The 15,636-nt window shown below is 67.0% G+C and carries 14 protein-coding genes; 9 read left to right on the plus strand and 5 right to left on the minus strand.

Annotation, left to right across the window (positions count from 1 at the left end):
* Nucleotides 1-7 precede the first annotated feature (7 nt).
* Together narL and AC1PPK_RS13630 are read right to left on the minus strand one after the other, a co-directional pair.
* A complete protein-coding gene (gene narL / locus AC1PPK_RS13625; protein WP_481113594.1) occupies nucleotides 8-661 on the minus strand; it encodes a two-component system response regulator NarL in 654 nt (217 codons plus the stop codon).
* Nucleotides 658-2,529: an ATP-binding protein gene (locus AC1PPK_RS13630; protein WP_481113595.1), complete on the minus strand. Its 1,872-nt coding sequence runs from the start codon at nucleotides 2,527-2,529 to the stop codon at nucleotides 658-660. Before AC1PPK_RS13630 ends, narL begins: the two co-directional genes overlap by 4 nt.
* Nucleotides 2,530-2,888: 359 nt before the next feature.
* Here AC1PPK_RS13630 and AC1PPK_RS13635 point away from each other — a divergent pair, with 359 nt between their 5' ends.
* Together AC1PPK_RS13635 and AC1PPK_RS13640 are read left to right on the plus strand one after the other, a co-directional pair.
* Entirely contained in the window at nucleotides 2,889-3,692 is an 804-nt protein-coding gene (locus AC1PPK_RS13635) for a Crp/Fnr family transcriptional regulator (RefSeq protein WP_481113596.1), read from the plus strand.
* 92 nt (nucleotides 3,693-3,784) lie between these two features.
* Nucleotides 3,785-4,657: a dienelactone hydrolase family protein gene (locus tag AC1PPK_RS13640; protein ID WP_481113597.1), complete on the plus strand. Its 873-nt coding sequence runs from the start codon at nucleotides 3,785-3,787 to the stop codon at nucleotides 4,655-4,657.
* A gap of 21 nt (nucleotides 4,658-4,678) precedes the next feature.
* On the opposite strand, the gene AC1PPK_RS13645 is transcribed toward AC1PPK_RS13640, so the two are convergent.
* Together AC1PPK_RS13645 and hda are read right to left on the minus strand one after the other, a co-directional pair.
* Nucleotides 4,679-5,344: a histidinol-phosphatase gene (locus AC1PPK_RS13645; RefSeq protein ID WP_481113598.1), complete on the minus strand. Its 666-nt coding sequence runs from the start codon at nucleotides 5,342-5,344 to the stop codon at nucleotides 4,679-4,681.
* A gap of 26 nt (nucleotides 5,345-5,370) precedes the next feature.
* Nucleotides 5,371-6,051 carry a DnaA regulatory inactivator Hda gene (gene hda / locus AC1PPK_RS13650; protein ID WP_481113599.1) on the minus strand — a complete coding sequence of 227 codons (681 nt, stop codon included), beginning with the start codon at nucleotides 6,049-6,051 and terminating at the stop codon, nucleotides 5,371-5,373.
* A gap of 224 nt (nucleotides 6,052-6,275) precedes the next feature.
* Here hda and purM point away from each other — a divergent pair, with 224 nt between their 5' ends.
* The 7 genes from purM to AC1PPK_RS13685 all read left to right on the plus strand — a co-directional run bounded on the left by purM (nucleotide 6,276) and on the right by AC1PPK_RS13685 (nucleotide 14,714).
* Nucleotides 6,276-7,310 (plus strand): phosphoribosylformylglycinamidine cyclo-ligase, encoded by a 1,035-nt coding sequence (gene purM, locus AC1PPK_RS13655; protein ID WP_481113600.1) that lies wholly within the window; start codon nucleotides 6,276-6,278, stop codon nucleotides 7,308-7,310.
* 197 nt (nucleotides 7,311-7,507) lie between these two features.
* Nucleotides 7,508-8,950 carry an efflux transporter outer membrane subunit gene (locus tag AC1PPK_RS13660; RefSeq protein WP_481113601.1) on the plus strand — a complete coding sequence of 481 codons (1,443 nt, stop codon included), beginning with the start codon at nucleotides 7,508-7,510 and terminating at the stop codon, nucleotides 8,948-8,950.
* On the plus strand, nucleotides 8,947-10,242 hold the full coding sequence (locus AC1PPK_RS13665; RefSeq protein WP_481113602.1) for an efflux RND transporter periplasmic adaptor subunit: 1,296 nt from the start codon (nucleotides 8,947-8,949) through the stop codon (nucleotides 10,240-10,242). Before AC1PPK_RS13660 ends, AC1PPK_RS13665 begins: the two co-directional genes overlap by 4 nt.
* On the plus strand, nucleotides 10,239-10,958 hold the full coding sequence (locus tag AC1PPK_RS13670) for an ABC transporter ATP-binding protein (RefSeq protein ID WP_481113603.1): 720 nt from the start codon (nucleotides 10,239-10,241) through the stop codon (nucleotides 10,956-10,958). The genes AC1PPK_RS13665 and AC1PPK_RS13670 overlap by 4 nt, the downstream gene beginning before the upstream one ends.
* Nucleotides 10,955-12,163: an ABC transporter permease gene (locus tag AC1PPK_RS13675; protein ID WP_481113604.1), complete on the plus strand. Its 1,209-nt coding sequence runs from the start codon at nucleotides 10,955-10,957 to the stop codon at nucleotides 12,161-12,163. The genes AC1PPK_RS13670 and AC1PPK_RS13675 overlap by 4 nt, the downstream gene beginning before the upstream one ends.
* Nucleotides 12,164-12,385: 222 nt before the next feature.
* Entirely contained in the window at nucleotides 12,386-13,609 is a 1,224-nt protein-coding gene (locus tag AC1PPK_RS13680) for a cation:proton antiporter (RefSeq protein WP_481113605.1), read from the plus strand.
* Nucleotides 13,599-14,714: a YbdK family carboxylate-amine ligase gene (locus AC1PPK_RS13685; RefSeq protein WP_481113606.1), complete on the plus strand. Its 1,116-nt coding sequence runs from the start codon at nucleotides 13,599-13,601 to the stop codon at nucleotides 14,712-14,714. The genes AC1PPK_RS13680 and AC1PPK_RS13685 overlap by 11 nt, the downstream gene beginning before the upstream one ends.
* Before the next feature lie 23 nt (nucleotides 14,715-14,737).
* Here AC1PPK_RS13685 and AC1PPK_RS13690 read toward each other — a convergent pair whose 3' ends face one another.
* The gene (locus AC1PPK_RS13690) at nucleotides 14,738-15,607 is read right to left on the minus strand and encodes an SDR family oxidoreductase (RefSeq protein ID WP_481113607.1); all 870 of its coding nucleotides are present in this window, start codon (nucleotides 15,605-15,607) and stop codon (nucleotides 14,738-14,740) included.
* Nucleotides 15,608-15,636 lie beyond the last annotated feature (29 nt).

The following is a 15,636-nucleotide window of genomic DNA, read 5'->3' on the forward strand; positions in this document are numbered from 1 at the left end:
GTGTTCTTCAGGGGCGCAGATTCTGGTCGATGGCCCACACGGCGGCCTCGAGGCGGGAGCGGAATTTCAGTTTTTTCAACAGGTTCTTGATATGTACCTTGACGGTGCCTTCGGCGATGTTCAAGTCGCGGGCGATGAGCTTGTTGGACAGCCCGCTGGCCAGGCAGCCGAGGATGTCCTTCTCGCGCTCGGTCAGCGGTGCGACGCTGCGTTCGGCGGCCTGGGCTTCCTCGCGTAGCGAGCGGGCGAGCAGGCCGTTGAGGCTGGGGCTGATGACGATGCGGCCGCGCTGGGCCTCGACGATCTGGGTAAGGAGCTCCTCCGGTTCCATGTCCTTCAGCAGGTAACCATCGGCGCCGGCGCGTATCGCAGCAACCAGGTCGTCGGCGGCGTCGGAGACGGTGAGAATCAGGATGCGGGCGGCCAGATCGGCATCCCGCAGGGCCTTGAGGGTCTCGATCCCATTCATGCCCTTCATGTTGAGGTCGAGCAGGATCAGGTCGGGCTCGAGGGCTTTGGCCAGTTCGAGGCCTTCCTCGCCGCTGGAGGCTTCGCCGATCAAGTGCAGTTCGTTGTTGAGGGCGATCAGTTGGGAGACGCCTTTGCGGAACAGAGGATGGTCGTCGATGATGATGACGGAGCTGAGGGAAGGGGCTGTCATGGCTGTTTTCCTTGGCTGGACACCGGGTTTTCGTTGGCGGGGAAGCTCAGTGCGACGCGGGTTCCGCCGCCTGCACGGTGGGCGATAGTGAGTTCCCCGCCCAGGCTCTGGGCGCGGTCGCGCATGATCACCAGGCCGTAGCGATGCAGGGGCAGGGCCTGCGGGTCGAAGCCGACGCCGTCATCGTCGATGCTGACGCGCAGGAGGCCGTCGTCCGCGTGTTCCAGGCGGATGTGGACATGCGTGGCGCGGGCATGGCGTTCGATGTTCGAGAGGGCCTCGCGGATGATCTGCAGCACGTGGATCTCCCGGCTCGGTGGCAGGGCAATGCCACCTAGGTGGTTGTCGAGCAAGGGCGTGAGACCGGTACGCCGGTGGAAGTCGCGCACCGCGTCGTCGATAGCTGCCGGCAGGCCACGGCCATCGATTCGCAGGCGGAAAGTGGTGAGCAGCTCGCGCAGCTGCCGGTAGGCCTCGCTGAGGCCGTCACGCAGTTCGCGCACCACGTCATGAACGGGGTCCGGGGTTGGAGCACGGCCGAGCATGGTCTGCAGGCGTGTGACCTGGATCTTCAGGTAGGACAGGGATTGGGCGAGGGAGTCGTGCAGCTCGCGGGCGATCACCGAGCGTTCGTCCAGTAACGCCAGGCGATGCTGCTCCTCGTTACGCTGACTGGTGGCGAGGGCGGCACCCACGTGGCGGCCAACTGTCTCCAGCAGCTCTATCTGCCACGGCGCGAGAGTCTGGCCGGCCGGCTGGGCCAGCAGCATGGCGCCGTGACTTAGGGTGCCGTCGAAGAGGGGGACGGAGATCAGCGGTGCATGCCCCGCGACGTCGTCGTGGGTGCGGACCTGCCCATCAGTCTCGCTTCCCGCGGCCTGGATCAGGGCTTCCAGCATGGCCGGGGCCGTTGTGCCGTCCATCGGTACGATGTCCGTGTAGTCGGCCTTCTTCAGGCACAGGGCCACGGCCCGGATGCCGATGACTTCATCGACTTCCTGGAGCACCTGCAGCAGGGCTTCCCGGGTTGCGGTCTTCTCCGACAGGGCGCGGGTTGTACGGTACAGCAGACGCAGGGACTGGTTGCTGAGGGCCAGCTCCTCGGTTTTCTCCTGTACGCGGCTTTCGAGTTGCGCATAGAGCTGGGAGAGGTCTGCCACCATGTAGTTGAAGGCTTCGCCGAGCTGGCCCAGTTCATCCGGTTCGCGGGGCGGGATTCGCACGCCGAAGTCACCGCGGCGGACGATGCGTGCCGACGTGAGCAGATGTTCCAGGGGGCGTAGGACGTGCCGCTTCAACTGGAACACCGTGCTGGCCCCGACGATCAGCAGGAGGATCAGGGAAATGCCCTGGGCGATGCGCAAGAGCTGGAGCTTGGCTTCCAGACCCTCCTCCACCAGGGCGACGAGGTGGTCGATCTGTCCGACGATGTCTTCGGTGGCGGAGCGAACTTCACTATCGTTGGAGTGGCCGTCGATGGAACGTTCGACTACTGGGCGGAAACGCAGCTGCCAGGTCTCGCCGACTTTGGCGTAGGCCTGGCGCACGGGGTCATCCGGCCGGGATGGGATCACCCGGATCAAGTCGGCGTTGTGGTAGCGGGTGTCGAACTCGGCGAGGGTGGCGGCCAGGCGTGTCGGATCGTCGCTGCGACCGGCTGCCGCGCCGATGACGTAAGACTGCATGCGCAGCGACCCCGCCAGGTTGATCGCCCGGGCTTCACCGGACGACAGTTCGGCCACGGTGATCGAGGCAAGGATCGATACGGCGGCAAGACTGGCGATGGCGGCGATCCAGACGCCCAGGCGACGGACGACCGATGGGGTGCCCACCGGGCCGGGGCCTGCGACGGAACGGGCGAGACTCAAGACGATGACTCCTGAACGGATTGCAGCCGCGATTGTGCGTCGGCAGAGCCCTTCGGCGCGACTGGCGGCTTCGGGTTGGGTATGGAAAATGGTAGTAGGGAAGGGGGCGCACTCGCTTACTCCGAAAACCGGCCGCACTGCTCCCTGTGACGATCAAACTTCAAAAAAAACAATGGCGTGAAGGCTCGTTTTGTCTATCTTTGGACTACCTCTTTGGGGGTAATTTACGCGTTTGTACTGAGTTGGCGACTCTGATCTAAATCAAACTTTGGGCCGGATCGGGCTTCTAGACTGCACTCCATATCAACGGCGCGTGATCGTTTTTCAGCGCCCCCGACACACGATTTGAGAGGTGAGCGATGCATACCAGTTTTGACGATCTGAGCTTGGTACTGGGTGAGATTGCACTATTCCGCGGACTGCCTCCTGTCGTGGTGGGGGAGGTGGCACGTGCATCGCAGGTGCTCAGCTTGCCCAAGGGACGAGTAGTCTACGCTGCCGGTGACCGGCCCCGCGGCATCTACCATGTGATGTCCGGGCATCTGAAAACGGCGGTGTCCTCGCCGGACGGTGGCGAAAAGGTCATCGAGATCCTGTCGCCGCGCCAGGCTTTCGGCGTTGCGGAACTGTTTGCAGATGCGGCCTGCGTGTCGACGGTGGAAACTGTGACGCCGGTAGTCTTGCTCGCGGTCGGACGGGAAGGCATCTTCCGCGCGATGGAGCAGGAGCCTGAAGTCGCCCGCCGCATGCTGAGTGCGATGGCTGAGCGGCAGTCGTCCATCGAGCGGGATATCGCCGCGGACTGTTTCCAGAGCGGCACGGCGAAGGTCGTGGTTTACCTGGCCCGACTGGCAGCGGAAAGCGGTTGTGGCGCCGGCCAGGTCGCTCTGGAACTGGAGATTCCGAAGCACGTGCTGGCCGCGCGGCTGGGCTTCACGCCGGAGACGTTGTCGCGCATCTTCCGGGAGCTCTCGGACGCCGGAATGATCCACGTGCATGGCAAGCAGGTGACGCTGCTGGAGGCCTTTTCGCGCCAGCATCGGCCCTGTCCGGTGCCCCGCCAAGGGGCCGCCGGGGTTGCGCGGCGAACGGGGCTGCCGGCCGGGAATTGGTTCGAACGAGCGGCGGGCTACAGCGAGGGCAGAATGGTGGCTTGGGGTTGATCCCATCGATTTGATGGACCGGGTGGGGGCGTGCTGTTCGGCCCCGCCCATGGAGTATCCTTGCCGCCTTGTCCATGTATGAGGTGAGTGGAATGCTGGTCGAGGATTCCGATTTCAACAGCCCGGTACCGGGACTCCCCCTCAGTCGCCAGGTCTTCGTCAACGATGTACTGGCGGCTGACTATGCACTGGCCGTTCGTCCGCGCAGCGGGCAGTGTGTGATCCAGACTTCTTCCGATGGTCTGGTGGCCGGCGATATCCACATCCGCGGCATCGACAAGACGGCGATGCGTGCGTACTGGGTGCAGCCGGCGGGCAAGGGGCCGTTTCCGACGGTGCTGGTGGTGCAGGAAATCTTCGGCATCCACGAATACATCCGTGATACCTGCCGGCGTCTGGCCCGCCAGGGTTACCAGGCGATCGCGCCCAATCTGTTCCAGCGCTACGGTGACCCGATGGGCGTGCCGAACGTGCAGGAAATCATGTCCGACATCGTTGCCGATGTGCCCGACGCCCAGGTCCTGAGTGATCTGGATGTGTGCGCGGAGTGGGCGGCCTCGAATGGTGGAGACCCGCAGCGCCTGGGCCTGACCGGCTTTTGCTGGGGAGGGCGGATCGCCTGGCTTTATGCCGCACACAACCCGGAACTGAAGGCGGCTGTCGCCTGGTACGGCCGTCTGACTGGAAAATCCACCCCGATGACGCCACGTCATCCGACGGATGTGGTCCGCGGTCTGCATGCGCCGGTGCTGGGCCTGTACGGTGGCAAGGACGCCACCATTCCGCTCGAGGACGTGGAGACGATGCGCGAAGCGCTTGCAACGGCTGGCAAGCGGGCCGACATTGTCGTCTATCCTGAAGGCGGCCACGCCTTCCATGCCGACTACCGCCAGAGCTTCCGGGCCGCGGATGCGGCGAATGGTTGGGGGCGCATGCTGGAGTGGTTCCGCGCCAACGGTCTGTGAACGTCGGCGCAGTTGCGGGGCTCAGCCGCGCAGGCTGATCACCGGCCAGCAGAGCATGTCGGCATGCTTGCGTAGTGTGTCGTCCGGATCGACGGCCACCGGGTCGGTGACCTTGCCGAGCAGCGGCAGGTCGTTGTGGGAATCGCTGTAGAACCAGCTGCGCTGGAAGCTGCCCCAGCACAGGCCGATGCTTTCCAGCCAGGCCTCCACGCGTTCGATCTTGCCGCCCTTGAAGGCAGGCGTGCCGCGCGGCTTGCCGGTGAAGGCGCCGTTCTCCTGGGCCGGAATGGTGGCGACCAGGTGCGGAATGCCGAAGGCGCGGGCGATCGGGCCGGTCACGAAACTGTTGGTGGCGGTCACGATGGCGACGATGGCGCCGGCGTTCAGGTGCTTGTTCACCAGCGCCACCGACTTGGCAGTCATCATCGGCCGGATGTGCGCGTCCATGAACTCCCGGTGCCAGGCGTCCAGCTGTTCGCGGCTGTGGCGGGCCAGCGGCTTCAGCTGGAAGTCGAGGAATTCGAAGATGTCCAGCGTGCCGGCCTTGTACTGGTCGAAGAACTCCTGGTTGCGGGCTTCATAGACTTCCTTGTCGAGCACGCCGCGGGAGATCAGGTATTGGGCCCACTCGAAATCCGAGTCGCCGGCGAGCAGGGTATTGTCCAGGTCGAAAAGTGCGAGTTCCATCAGGGGCTCTGTTCAGGAAGGTTTTCTTATAGGGTGCTGTCCCGCTGCAGGATTTCCCGCAGCAGGGGGAGGGTGATCGGGCGTTTGCGCTCCAGCGAGGCCGCATCTAGGGCGTCGAGGGTACGCAGCAGGCTGGCCAGGTCGCGGCGACCGTGGCGCAACAGGTATTGCACGATTTCCGGCTCGAGGCGCAGACCGCGGGTGGCTGCCTGGGCGTCGAGGATCGCGTGGCGGTCCTCGTCGGTGAGGGCCTTGACCTCGAAGATCAGGCACTGGCCGATGCGCGTGCGCAAGTCTTCGCGCACATGCAGGTGCAGCGGGGCCGCGCAGCCGCTGGTGATCAGCGTCATGCGCAGGCCGCGGGAGGCGTTGAAGGCACGGAACAGGGCGATCTGCGCTTCCGGGCCGAGGGACTCGACGTCGTCGATGGCCAGCAGCAGGCCCGGCGCTTCCGGCAGGTAGTTGTCCACGTCGCCGGCGCGCAGGTAGCAGGCCGGGCGGCCAGCCTGGGCCGCGGCGCTGACGACATTGCGCAGCAGGTGGCTGCGCCCGCTGCCGGGGTCGCCCCACAGGAACAGGTGCTGGGGCACATCCGACACGGGGACCGCCTCGTAGAGGGAGGCGAGCAGGTCGGCATTGGCCGCGGCGGCGTAGTTCTCCAGCAGCGGGGGGGTGTCGGAGTGCAGATCGAGAGTGAGTTGCTTCACGGGGCGCTCTCGCGGGAACGCACCTGGAAGGGGCGGTCGGGCGACATTTCGGCTAAAATTCGGGTTTATTTGCGTGCGCCGGGCGGGTTGAACCAGTCTTTTGCGCCGCAAGGCCTGTAATGTAGCCGGTCGCGGCGGGGCGCTCAACCTGAAGAGCGTATTCCTTCCGTGCCGGATGCCGCCGGGCCACCCCGCAATTTTCTTGAAAGAAGATCACAGAACCCATGAGCTCCCTTACTTATCGCGATGCCGGTGTGGATATCGATGCCGGCGATGCCCTGGTCGACCGTATCAAGCCCTTTGCCAAGCGCACCATGCGCCCGGAGGTGCTGGGCGGCATCGGCGGTTTCGGCGCCCTGTTCGAGATCTCCAAGAAGTTCAAAGAGCCGGTGCTGGTGTCCGGTACCGACGGCGTCGGCACCAAGCTCAAACTGGCCTTCCAGCTCAACAAGCATGACACCGTCGGCCAGGATCTGGTCGCGATGAGCGTCAATGACATCCTCGTGCAGGGTGCCGAGCCGCTGTTCTTCCTCGACTACTTCGCCTGCGGCAAGCTGCATGTGGACACCGCGGCCACCGTCGTCGAGGGCATTGCCCGCGGCTGCGAGCTGTCCGGCTGTGCGCTGATCGGCGGCGAAACCGCCGAGATGCCCAGCATGTACCCGGACGGCGAGTACGACCTGGCCGGCTTCGCGGTCGGCGCCGTCGACAAGTCCAAGATCATCGACGGTTCCACCATCCGTCCGGGCGACGTGGTGCTGGGTCTTGCTTCCAGCGGCGCCCACTCCAACGGCTACTCCCTGATCCGCAAGATCATCGAAGTCAGCAAGCCCGACCTGGAAGCCGACTTCCACGGCCGCAAGCTGAAGGACGTGATCATGGAGCCGACCCGGCTCTACGTGAAGTCCCTGCTGGCGCTGATGGAGCAGCGCGACGGCCTGGTCAAGGGCCTGGCCCACATCACCGGCGGCGGCCTGCTCGACAACGTGCCCCGCGTGCTGGCCGACAACCTGACCGCCGTCCTCAAAAAGGACGCCTGGACCCTGCCGCCGCTATTCCAGTGGCTGCAGCAGGCCGGCAACGTGGACGCCCAGGAGATGTACCGGGTCTTCAACTGCGGCATCGGCATGGTCGTCATCGTTGCCAAGGAAGACGCCGCTGCCGCCGCCGAACAGCTGCGTGCCACCGGCGAAACGGTGTACGAGCTGGGCACGATCGAAGCCCGCGCCGAAGGCCAGGCCCAGACCGTGGTGGTCTGATCCTGCGGGGCCGCGGCCCCAGGAATATGCGTTCGATCAAAGCGGGCCCTTGTGGCCCGCTTTACATTTGCGGGGTGAAATCCACTCTCGGTGCGCCGCCTTAACGCAGCTTTACGGTGGGCTAACCGCGGCTTACCCGCAGAAAGGCAATGATCGGCTGGTCGCTGCGCGGAGCATGCAGCCCTTCCGTTCCCTTTATGTCTATCGAATCCCTACGCCGCTTGCCGGCGCTGCTGCCCTGCCTGCTGGCCGCCTGTGCCAGCGTCGGCCCGGACTACCGGGCACCCCGGCCCGATGTGCCGACCTCATGGCAGTCCGTACCCGTCGAGGGGACACGGCAGGCCGACCCGCAAGCCCTGGCCCGCTGGTGGACCCAGCTGGCCGACCCGCAACTGAGCGTGCTGATGGACGAGGCGCTGCAGGCCAATCCGGACCTGAAGAGCGCCCGTGCTGCGCTGCGTGCCGCCAGGGCCAGCCATGACCTGGCCTCGGCCAAGCGCTTCCCGACCCTCAGTGCGTCTGGAGGCGTGAGCCGCAGCACCACCTTCGGCGCCTCACAGAGTCTGTACCAGGCTGGCTTCGACGCCGCCTGGGAGCCTGACGTCTTCGGTGGTACCCGCCGTGCGCTGGAGGTCGCCGAGGCAGACCTGGACGCCGGCCTGGCCGATCTGCACGCCACGCAGGTGAGCCTGACCGCCGAGGTGGCCCTCAACTATGTCGAGTTGCGGGCCTTCCAGGCGCGCCTGGCGATTGCCCGCAACAACCTGGCCAGCCAGTCGGAAACCCTGCAGATCACCGACTGGCGCGCCCAGGCCGGGCTGGTCGGCAGCCTCGATGTGGAACAGGCGCGCAGCAACCGGGAAACCACCCGCGCAGCCATCCCTACCCTCGACACTGGCCGCGCCGAGGCCGAGCACCGCCTGGCGCTGCTCACCGGGCGTACGCCGGGCAGCCTGCACGAATGGCTGGCCGTGGCGGAGGGAGCCCGCAGCGGACTGCTGCCGCAACTGCCGGAGGCCACCGGGCTGCTGATCCCCGCCGAGGTGCTGCGCCAGCGCCCCGACGTGCGCGCCGCCGAGCGGCGCCTGGCAGCCGAGACGGCCCGCGTCGGGCAGGCGGAAGCGGCGCTGTATCCATCCTTCAGCCTGTCCGGCTCGATTGGCCTGCAGGCCCTCGGCCTGTCCACCTTCAGCGGCGGCGGGCAGGTGGCCCGCTCGCTGGCCGCCGCGGTCAGCGGGTCGCTGTTCGATGCCGGCCGCCTGCGCGCCCAGGTCGAGGTGCAGGACGCGGTGCGCGAGCAGCAACTGGCGACCTACGAGAAGACCGTGCTGACAGCGCTGGAGGATGTGCAGAACGCCCTCGTCGCACTGGCCAACAGCCGCCAGCGGCACGAGGCGCTGGCCTCTGCGGCCGATGCGGCCCGCAATGCGGCACTGCTGGCGCGCCACCAGTACGCATCGGGCCTGATCGACTTTCAGACCGTACTGACGACCGAGCGCAGCCTGCTCAGCATCGAGGATAGCCTGGCCTCGGCGGAGGCTGAGCGCGTGACGGCGCTGATCCAGCTCTACAAGGCCCTCGGCGGCGGCTGGTCCGCCGACCGCAGCGAGGCCGCTCCCCAATCCGGAAAAGACGCATGAACAAGCCCGAATCCCCGTCCGACGCGCTCCGCGAACTTGTCCTCTCCAGCGGCCAGGGCCGCTTCGGCAGCCGCCGGCGGTTGCTGATCGGCGGCGCCGTGGCCGTGCTGGCGCTTGCCGTCGGCCTCGTGCTGTTCGGTAACGGCGGCGACGAAGGGCCGCGCTACCGTACCCAGCTGGTCCGCAAGGGCGAACTGGTCATCAACGTGTCGGCCACCGGCAACCTGCAACCGACCAACTCGGTGGACGTGGGTAGTGAGCTGTCAGGCATCATCGAGACGGTGCTGGTGGATGTGAATGACCACGTGAAGAAGGGGCAGGTGATCGCCCGCCTCGACACTTCCAAGCTCAAGGACCAGGTGCGCCAGTCGAAGGCCGACCTGGCGGCGGCCGAGGCGAGGGTGCGCCAGGCGCAGGCGACGGTGGCCGAGACCGCGGCGAGCCTGGCCCGCCTCCGTGAGGTGGCACGCCTGTCCGGCGGTAAAGTGCCCTCGAAGGCCGAACTGGACAGTGGCGAGGCTGCCGCGCTGCGCGCCGTGGCCGACCAGAAGGCTGCCGAAGCCTCGGTCGCCTCGGCGCAGGCCCTGCTCAGCACCTACGAGATCAGCCTGTCGAAGGCCACCATCCATTCGCCGATCGACGGCATCGTGCTGACTCGCAAGGTGGCGCCGGGCCAGACCGTGGCGGCGGCGATGACCGCGCCGGTGCTGTACACGCTGGCCGAGGATCTGCGCCGCATGGAGCTGCAGGTGGATGTGGACGAGGCCGACGTGGGCAAGGTGAAGGAGGGGCAGGACGCACGCTTCCATGTGGACGCCTGGCCTGGGCAGAACTTCCCGGCGACCGTCACGCGGGTTGGCTGGGGCTCCCAGACCAAGGACCAGGTGGTGTCCTACCTGACGATCCTGTCCGTCAAGAACGACGAGCTGATGCTGCGCCCGGGCATGACCGCGACCGCCGAGATCACCACTGCCCGCCGCCAGGATGTGCTGCTGGTGCCCAATACGGCGCTGCGCTTCTCGCCGTCGGTGCAACAGGAGGCCCAGAAGCGCAGCCTGCTCGCCAGCCTGATGCCGCGTCCGCCCGCGCCACAACCCAAGGCTGTGTCGGACGCCGCTGCCAAGGACGGTACTCAGACCCTGTGGCTGCTGAAGGACGGGCAGCCGCTGGCTGTGAAGGTGAGTGTGCTGGGCACCAACGGCCAGGTGTCGGAGGTCCGTCCAGTGGATGGGGACGCGGCGCTGCCGCCCGGCGCTGAGGTGATCACCGAGGCGCTGGCGGCGAAGAAATGAGCGAAGCGCTGATCGTGCTGTCCGGCGTCACCCGCGGCTTCGGCAGCGGGGCGGCGGCCTTCCAGGCCCTGCGCGGCGTAGATCTGACCGTTGAGGAGGGTGATTTCGTCGCCATCATGGGCCCCAGCGGATCGGGCAAGTCTTCGCTGATGAACATCCTCGGTTGCCTCGACACACCCAGCGGCGGCAGTTACCGCTTCCGCGGGCTGGCGGTGGAAAGCCTCGGCCGCGACCAGCGGGCCATGCTGCGCCGCCATGCGCTGGGCTTCATCTTCCAGGGCTTCAACCTGCTGGCGCGTACGTCGGCCCAGGAGAACGTGGAGCTGCCGCTGCTCTATCGCGGCGAGCCGGCGGTCCGGCGCCATGAGCTGGCGCGTGCCGCGCTGGCGTCCGTCGGCCTGTCGGGCTGGGAGCACCATACGCCGGCCGAGCTTTCCGGCGGCCAGCAACAGCGCGTGGCGATCGCCCGCGCGCTGGTCACCGGGCCGTCGCTGCTGCTGGCCGACGAGCCCACCGGCAACCTCGACACCGAGCGCAGCCGGGAGATCATGGACCTGCTCGCCGGCCTCAACCGGGAACAGGGCATCACCGTGCTGATGGTCACCCACGAGCCGGACATGGCCGAGTACGCCCACCGCATCGTACGGCTGGTGGATGGGCGCATCGCCAGCGACACGCGCAAGGGTGTGTTGCAGGAAGCGGGAGGCGGGCGATGATCTGGAATGCGCTGCTGCTCGCGCTGCGGGAGATCCGCCGCAACCTGATGCGCTCCTTCCTGACCATCCTCGGCATCGTCATCGGCGTGTCGGCGGTGATTACCATGGTCACCCTCGGCAACGGGGCGACCCAGGCGGTGTCGGACCAGATCGCCAGTCTCGGCAGCAACCTGCTGATCATCCGCCCCGGCCAGCACCTCGGCCCGGGGCGGGATTCGGCTGGTGCCGCCCAGTTCAAGGTGGCCGACGCGGACGCGCTGCGCAACCAGGTGAGCGGGCTGGCGGCGGTGGTGCCGGTGAGCAGCAAGAGCGTCACCTTGGTGGCGATGTCGCGCAACTGGTCGTCCGGTGTCACCGGCACCAGCCACGACTGGTTCGCCACCGGCAAATGGCAGCTAGCCGGCGGGCGGATCTTCAACGAGGCGGAAGAACGGGCTGGTGCAGCGGTGTGCGTGATCGGCGACACCATCCGGCTGGAGCTGTTCGGCGGGCAGGACCCGGTCGGCCAGCAGATCCGCGTCAAGCAGTTTTCCTGCGAGGTGATCGGCCTGCTGGCGTCCAAGGGCCAGTCCACGATGGGCAACGATCAGGATGATGTGGTGGTGATGCCGTTGCGCACCGTACAGCGCCGCCTCACCGGCTCGGTGGACGTGGCGACGCTGATGGTGTCGGTGCGCGATGATGCGTCCATGGAGACCGCCAAGGACCAGGTGACCTGGCTGATGCGCGAGCGCCGCCACATCGGCCCTGGCGACAACGACGACTTCGCGGTGATGGACACCCGCCAGATCGCCGAAACGCTGTCCGGCGCCACTAAGGTGATGACCGGCTTGCTTGGCGCGGTGGCGGCAGTGAGCCTGCTGGTGGGCGGCATCGGCATCATGAACATCATGCTGGTGTCGGTCACCGAGCGGACCCGTGAGATCGGTATCCGTCTGGCCATCGGAGCGCTGGAGCGGGAGGTGCTGCTGCAGTTCCTGATCGAGGCGGTAGCGTTGGCTTCGCTCGGTGGCATCGTCGGCATCGTGCTGGCCACGCTGGCGTCCATCGGCGGCGCTGGGCTGATGCATGTGCCCTACCTGTTCGATCCGGCAATCAACCTCTTGTCCTTCGGCTTCTCGGCAGCCATTGGCGTGCTGTTCGGCTATGTGCCGGCTCGCCGGGCGGCACGCCTCGACCCCATCGAAGCCCTGCGCCACGAGTAGGTCGGGCCTCGCCGGTGGCCCCGACATGGAGCTTGTTGCCGTTTCGCAAAGCCCATTTCGGGGCGCTGAGGTCGGAACTTACCGCGCCGGGCTGCCTCTACGAAGAACGCCCCCCGCGCTCGTCCCTAATGGGATAAGCGCGGGGATTCATGATTCGCCGTTCTTCGACGATCCGCGCCTGGTGTTTGCGATTGGGTGTGCGCTCGTCCGGTAGGAGATTGCATGGCGCCCGATCTTTCTTTTCTTCCCGGTTGGATAGCCCCCCTCGATACCAGCTTCTGGCTGGCCATGCTGCTGGTGATTGCGCCATTGGCAGGCGAGGCGGTGTTCCGCCTGCTGGGCTGGCCGCGCATCGTTGGTTACACCCTGGTCGGCCTGTTTGCATCGAATCATCTCGACGCAGGCGGATTGGCCTTGTCGGAGGGCTTTCGCCACGGCCTCGAGGTGGCGATGGCCGTCCTCCTCTTCGAACTCGGCAGCCGGGTACATCTGCACTGGCTGCGTGACAACCCGTGGCTGATTGCCACCAGCCTCGCGGAAGCCGGCATGACTTTCGTGATGGTCTTCGGCATCGGCCATTACCTCGGGCTTGGTTTCGGCAGCGCGATTGCCGTGGGGGCCGTCTGCATGGTCAGTTCGCCGGCAGTGGTGATGCGCGTCGCCTCCGAGCTGAATGCCCGCGGCCAGGTGACCGAACGCCTGCTGATGCTGTCGGCCCTCAACACGATCTATGCGGTGCTCGCCGTGCAAGTGCTGCTGGCGCTGCTCGGGCAGGCCCATGGGCAGCAGGTGCTGCAGTCCCTGCAGGCGCCGCTGCGCTATCTGGTGAGTACCTTTGTGCTGGCGCTGTTGCTGGCGGCGGCGGTCGGCGTTGCGCGGCGGCGCCTCGACCTGGCCAACGAGAACAGTGTGCTGCTGCTTATCGGTCTCCTGTTCCTGGCGCTGGTGCTGGTCCGTCTCACCGGCGCATCGCCGATTCTGGTGCCGCTGCTGGCCGGCATGGTGCTGCGCAGCCGCGACCTGCGCCCGTGCCTGTGGCCGCGCCACTTCGGCACCGCGGGTGGCGCACTGGTGGTGCTGCTGTTCGTGGTGAACGGCATGGCGGCGGACTGGCGTCTGATCGTCGGCGGTGGCCTCGCCGGCGTGACGGTGGTGGTCCTGCGGGCGGCTGCGAAGGTGGGCGGCAGCGTGTTGTTCGGGCGGCTCTCGGGCCTGTCGATGGGGCAGTCGGTCGCGCTGGGCATTGCGCTGCTTCCCATGTCGGGCACGGCCTTCCTGCTGACCGCCAGCCTGTACCTGGCCTTCCCCGAACTGGGCCGGCATGTGGCGGCGGCGCTGGCTGGTGCTGCCGCGGTCATGGAGATCGCCGGTCCCATCGCGACCCAGTGGGCGCTGCGTCATTGCGGCGAGACCAATGCCGGAAAGGGGAATAATCATGCCGCTTGAAGCCTTTTCCACCTCCCGCGCGCTGACCATGGGCGTCGAGCTGGAGCTTCAGCTGGTGGGTACCCATGACTTCGACCTCGTGGCTGCAGCGCCGGATCTGCTGCGGGTGCTCGAGCAGCAGGGCTTCGTCGGTGACGTGAAGCCCGAGATCACGTCGAGCATGATCGAGATCGCCACCGGCATCTGCGAGGACTACGGTGACGTGCTGGCGCAGCTCACGGCCTTGCGCAATGGCCTGCTGGAAGGTGCCCGTCGCCTCGATATCGGCATCTGCGGCGGCGGCGCCCATCCCTTCCAGCTGTGGGGCGAGCGCCAGATCACCGACGGCGTCCGCTACAAGCACCTGAGCGACTTGTACGGTTACCTCGCCAAGCAGTTCACCGTGTTCGGGCAGCATGTGCACATCGGCTGCCCCGGCCCCGACGAAGCGCTGCGGCTGCTGCACGGTATGTCGCGCTTCATCCCGCACCTGATCGCGCTGTCGGCGTCGTCGCCCTTCGTGCAGGGGCACGACACCGGCTTCGATTCGGCCCGGCTCAACTCGATCTTCGCTTTTCCGCTGTCCGGCCGGGCGCCTTTCGTGCTGACCTGGTCCGATTTCGAGGCCTACTTCGAGAAGATGGCGCGGACCGGCGTCGTGGAGAGCATGAAGGACTTCTACTGGGACATCCGCCCGAAGCCGGAGTACGGCACGATCGAAGTCCGCGTGCTGGATACGCCGCTGTGCGTGGAGCGGGCGGCGCGCCTGGCCGCGCTGATCCAGACCATCGCCCGCTGGCTGATGGTGGACAAACCCTTTATGCCGGCCGAGGACGACTACCTCGTGTATGCCTTCAACCGTTTCCAAGCCTGCCGCTTCGGCTACGAAGGGGTGTGGGTCGACCCTGAAAGCGGCGAACGCCATGTGCTTGGCGACGCAATCGTCGCGCTGGTGAACCGCGTCGGACCGCATGCCGCGGTGCTGGGCACGCAGGCGGCCTGCGCTGCGCTGGCCCACGATGCGGCGACGCGCACGAACGACGCAGCGTGGCTGCGGGAGCACTATGGCGCCGATCCACTGTTGCCCGAGCTTGTGCGCCGCCAGTGCCTGCGCTGGGCCGAGTGACGAAGCCCCCCGCGAGCCCGGCTTCAGCCCTGGTGGCCGCGGTCGGCCACCCACTCCTCGCTGCGCCGCCACAGTTCGGCGGCCAGGCGGAAGTCGCGGGCTCGGTCGGTCGGCGCGGCCACCGCGGATTGGGCGTAGTACAGCCCGCTCTCACTGGCTGGGGCGTGCACCGCGCAGTGCAGCGTGGTGAGGGCGCCTTCTTCCGGTGTGAGCAGGCCGCGCAGTTTCAGGAGCGGTCGTAGTAGCTGTGGCACGGAGCGCCACACCTCCGTATCCACGACACCCGGATGCAGCGCATAGGTGCTGACGCCGCTGCCATCGAGCCGGCGGGCCAGCTCGGCACTGAACAGCACGTTGGCGAGCTTGGACACCGCATATTCGCGCACGCCGGTCAGGGAGCGGGTCGGCTTCTGCACGGCGCTCCAGTCAATGGGCGGGGCGCGGCGGTGGGCGCGGCTGGCGACGGTGACGATGCGCGCCGGCGCGGAAGCCTTGAGACGCTCGAGCAGCAGGTCGGTGAGAAGGAAATGGCCCAGATGATTGACGCCGAAGGCCATCTCGAAGCCGTCGCGGGTCAGGCCGCGGGCGCCGGCCAGGCCGGCGTTGTTCACCAGCAGGTGGAGCGGCTGGCCGGTATCCAGGAAGCGGCTGGCGCAGGCGCGGATCGAGCGGGTGTCGGCGAGGTCCAGCTCCAGCCATTCGGCGGCGGCGCGGCCGGTGAGGCGCTGGATCTCGTCGATGACTGGGCGGGTGCGGGCTTCGGAACGGCAGGCCAGATAGACGTGGGCGCCTTGAAGGGCGAGTTCCCGGGCGGTGACGCGGCCGATACCGGTGCTGGCGCCCGTGACGAGGGCAGTGCGGCCCTCTAGGGGCTGGGACGAGCTTGGATGCATGGGGCCCGATGGTGGGCCCGGCGGATTAC

This window comes from Zoogloea sp. JDB1 (assembly GCF_056724025.1).